Source organism: Vicinamibacterales bacterium, assembly GCA_041659285.1.
In the GTDB taxonomy this organism is placed as follows: Bacteria; Acidobacteriota; Vicinamibacteria; order Vicinamibacterales; family UBA2999; genus 12-FULL-67-14b.
Window position 1 is genome coordinate 1 of sequence record JBAZYO010000030.1, and the last position, 4,323, is coordinate 4,323.

Annotated in this window: 4 protein-coding genes; 3 read left to right on the top strand and 1 reads right to left on the bottom strand. The window is 56.9% G+C overall.

Annotation, left to right across the window (positions count from 1 at the left end; genetic code table 11):
- Both WC815_23990 and WC815_23995 read left to right on the top strand, forming a co-directional pair.
- A partial coding sequence (locus WC815_23990; protein ID MFA5911852.1) for a putative glycoside hydrolase occupies nt 1-1,561 on the top strand: 1,561 nt, incomplete at its 5' end.
- Between the two features lie 30 nt (nt 1,562-1,591).
- Nucleotides 1,592-3,217 carry a hypothetical protein gene (locus tag WC815_23995; GenBank protein ID MFA5911853.1) on the top strand — a complete coding sequence of 542 codons (1,626 nt, stop codon included), beginning with the start codon at nt 1,592-1,594 and terminating at the stop codon, nt 3,215-3,217.
- Between the two features lie 51 nt (nt 3,218-3,268).
- Here the strand turns inward: WC815_23995 and WC815_24000 are convergent, their stop codons facing one another.
- Nucleotides 3,269-3,556: a helix-turn-helix domain-containing protein gene (locus WC815_24000; protein MFA5911854.1), complete on the bottom strand. Its 288-nt coding sequence runs from the start codon at nt 3,554-3,556 to the stop codon at nt 3,269-3,271.
- A 185-nt stretch (nt 3,557-3,741) separates the two neighbouring features.
- Between WC815_24000 and WC815_24005 the strand changes: the two genes are divergently transcribed.
- Nucleotides 3,742-4,296, top strand: coding sequence for an RNA polymerase sigma factor (locus WC815_24005; GenBank protein ID MFA5911855.1), 555 nt, complete (start codon nt 3,742-3,744; stop codon nt 4,294-4,296).
- Nucleotides 4,297-4,323: the final 27 nt, after the last annotated feature.

Genomic DNA, 4,323 nt, shown 5'->3' on the forward strand with positions numbered 1-4,323 from the left:
GCCGACGGGCGAGCGGTGGAACGAATTTTTGCCGCGTTTCATCCGCGACGAAATCATGTCGAGCGGATTGTGGGACGGAGTTTTTCTGGACAACGTCTTCGACGGCGTTTCGTATTTCGCCAAATCACCGATTGATTTCGATCGCGACGGCAAAGCCGATCAACCGGACGCGGCCTGGCGCGCCGGCATGCGCAAGCTGCTGAAGAATGTCCGCGCCTTGAATCCTAACGCGCTCATCATCGGCAACGGCAACGGTTATTACGCCGACCAGTTGAACGGCGCATTCTTCGAGCATTTTCCGAGTTATAGTTGGGGACCGAATTGGCAGGAGTTCCGTGACGCGGTGACGAAAAACTTGAAACCCTCCTACACCGCGCTCAACGTCAACACGGATAACGAACATCGTCCGGCCGATTATCGCTTGATGCGTTTCGGTTTGGCTAGCGCGTTGGTGGGTGGCGGGGCGTACTCCTTCGATAAAGGCGACTGGAATCATAACGTGACTTGGTGGTATGACGAATATGAATTGCCGTTGGGTTCGCCGTTGCCCGAAGTGCGCAAGCTGACGGCCAGCCAGGGCAGCGCGTCGGCGGTCTGGTCGCGTTCGTTCGAATGGGGACTGGTGCTGGTGAACGGCACGGATAAAGCCCAGCGCGTCGCTTTGCCCGGCGTGTACGAAAAAATCCGCGGCACGCAGGATTCGCGGACCAACGACGGTTCGATCGTGAGCTACGTGGATTTGCCGCCGCGCGACGGCCTGTTGCTGCTGCGCCGCGCCAGCGCCAATGAGATCCGCGGCGCAACTTTCACCAATGGATCCTTTATGCGCATCTACGCGGCTGACGGCACGCAGCGGGCTAACGGATTTTTTGCGCGCCATGCCGCCGCGCCGGATGGCGCCGAAATTTTAGTCCAAGATCTTGATGGCGACAGCGCGGACGATCTGGCGTACGCAGAAAAAGGCAAAGTGACGATCAAGTACGCGTCCGGCAAGAACCGGACATTCCAACCCTGGAAGAAATATACGGGTCGTATCTACTTTGCCGCGGGGCAGGCTAATCGCGACAGCCTGCCCGAACTCGTGTTGGGGCGTGAGAATGATTCGGAAGTCTTGCTCACCGATCAAGCGGGAAAAATCTTGGCGCGCTGGCAAGCTTATCTGAACCGGATCCCGGGCGGGGTAAAACCCGCGATCGGTGATTTGGATCGCGATGACCGGCGCGAAGTCGTGACCGTAGCCGGTCCCGGCGGCGGACCGCATATCAGGATCTGGAAAACCGATGGCGCGATTTGGGGCGGCGGCTTTTTTGCCTTCGACGCCACGCAGGTGGGCGGCGCCGCGATCGCGGTCGGTGACGTGGACGGCGACGGGCGTGACGAGATCGTCGCGGCCTCGGGCCGCGGAGCCAGCCCGCGCGTGCGGATTTTCAGCGGAGCCGGTATCCTGAAAAAAGATTTCGCGGTGAGCGGCACGGCACCCCAGGGCCTGCGCGTCAGCTTATCCGACGTGGATACGGACGGCCGTCCGGAGATCATCATCGGTGGTGTGAATCCGTTTTGAAAATAGGACCAATTCGACCTATAGCATGCTATGAAACAAAAAAAATCCAGCTCGGGGCGCGGCGGTTTGGCCCATTTCGGCAGCGTGGTGACGCTCGCGCCGGCGCGCGCGGCGACTTCGCACGTGCGCCGCATCTATCATCGAAGATATCGGGGACGCTATAAACGGGCTCGGCTCATTTTTTCCTTTGACCTGTTTTTGGTCGGCGTCATCGCGTCCTTGCTCATGTTCATCCTGGCCGTCAATTATTCCGCGCTGCTCAAACGGGAAAGCGGCCTGCAAGTCAATTTTGTGGCGGATGAATTCAGGGCCTTGCAACCGGTCCCGGTGCTCATCCAGGTCTTGGCGCTGGACAATAAAGAGCATAGCGGCGTGAGCTTGCGTTTGAGCCTGCCGCCGTGGGTCGAAGTCGTCGAGACTCATCCGAAAAGTGTCGCCGGCGAAATCTTTTTGGGCCAAGTCACGCCGGAAAAATCCGCTGCGCTCCGGGCCGTGCTTTTGATCAGGGCACAGCGCAACGCGACCCTACCCATAGGTTTCACCGTCTCGGAATACGATCCGTTGTTTTTGTCCCGCTCTTTTTCGGGCATGGAAAAACGTTCGCTTGGGGCGAGCACGGTCACCTTGCAGCCGCTGGTGGAGCCGGGGACGATCCAAGCCTGCGGTGCGCTACCTTTGGTGGTCGAGAATTTCGGCAGCACCACTGGAAGCTCGTTGGGCGTGCGGATGACGGAAAAAAGCGGTGCGCCTAACGCGCAGTTCTTGGCTGGAGCGGATTTCGTCGAGATCGGCGCGCTGGGACCGGGCCAGAAAAAAATCATCCTGGCGGGTTTGGGCCAAGCCGCGGAAAGCAGCGTGGGTTTGAATTTCGAATTGACCGCGCAAGCCAACGTCATAGATCGTCTAGCCACGCACTTCGCGGTCATGGATGCGCCTCCGTTGGCCAAGGTGGTGAGCGACGGTTGGAGATTGAAGCTCCAAAAATTAGCCGACATGACGGTCCGGGCTGTGCTCTTGGCTCCGGACGCGACCGAATTCGGACGCGCCGAACTAACCACCAGCTCGCCCAGCGTGATCTTGCCCAGCGGGAATGACCTGATGGTGCAGGCTTTGCCTTGGGCGGAAATCGGCGGCCAGAATTTTATCGGCGCGCCTTTGGATGTGCGTCAGAGCGACAGGCTCACCGCCGCTTGCAGCGTCAGATATTTCGCCGAATCGGGCGACCAACTTGGCGTGGGGCCGTTGCCCTTGCGCAGCGGAGAGCGGACCAGCGTGTGGGTGGTGTGCAGCGTCGGAGCGGCTAATCAAACTTTGAAGAACTTTACGCTGACGGCTGAAGCGGGCAGGGGAGTGACGTTCAGCGGGATGCACTCGGCTGCGCAGATCGGACAATTCACGCAGGCGAGCGGCGGAATATCTTGGGCCATGCCAGAAATCGGAGCAGTCGATACCGGTGGGCAACCCGTTGCTTTCGAAGTCGTGGTCAAACCGACGGCCGACCAGATCGGCACGACGCCAATCTTGCTCACGCAATTGAGTTTGTCAGCCGAGGATGTCGAGAGCGGAAAAAAACTCGAAGCTGGTTTTGAAGATCTGAAGTTGGAATTCAAGCCGGACGATAAGGCGTTCGGAAAGGGGTACGTGGTGGGCAAATAGCAACTAGCAACAAGCAACTAGCAACAAGCAACCAAATATAGAGCCTGGTGGCTAGTTGCTTGTTGTTGCAGGTGCCCGCGGTGAGAACTTTGGGTTCTTGACTTTCCAGTGCTCGACCCATTGTCCGATGCCGCGCGCGTCGCGTTTATTTTTTATCGTGGTCATGCGCTGCGACCAACTGACGAGCGAGCCGAAGTGGAGTTTGTAACGTCCTTGCACCAGGATGTAGCGGATTTGTCCGTCGCTGATGGCGCGGCGGATGGTGCGCGGATTCACTCCGAACAAACGGGCAGCTTCGGAGATCGAAACGCGCACTGCGGATTCTTCAGGAGTTTTCATGCTACTAATGTGAACCGTCAGTCATTTTTTGTCAACAATAGTGTGGACAAAAGAAGGGAGTTTTGGATTTTTAGGTTTTTTCCACCCTTTTTACCCTTGATTCCTGAAGCTTTTGACGGTAATCTTCTTTCGCTCAATTGTTCCGTGGATACGCATTGATTTTCGCCGGTTTTCCATCAGTTTCAATGTCCAGTCTCTACGATCGATACCTCCTATTTCGACTCAAGTCGAAACAGGACCCAGAAGCCTTTACGCGCCTGTATGACAGGTACGTTGAAGCTATCTATCGTTTTTCCATCTTGAAACTTCCCAGCGTCGAAGATGCCCAAGATATCACGGCTGAAACCTTTACCCGCGCTTGGCAATACATCCACGACCATCGTGAAATCACCAATATCCGCGCCTTGCTTTACCGCATCGCCCGCAACCTGATCGCCGATAAATACCGCAATCAAGATACGCATACCATATCGCTTGAGATTGTAACGGAAGACGGGGCTGGAGCGTCTTCTTACATGAAGGTGGAAACAGAGCCTCGTCTCATGGAAGCCAGGGCCGACCTGGCGCTCGTAGTCAAAAGGCTGGAGAGACTCAAGGAAGACTATCGCGACGTGTTGACCCTGCGTTTGATCGATGGCTTGCCCTTTGGGGTCATCGGCCAGATCCTGGAGAAAAAGTCAGGGCATGTCAGAGTCATCTACCACCGAGCCATGAAGGCGTTGAAGGAAGGGGAAGAGTGAGTAGAAAGTAGTGAGTAGTGAGTAGAA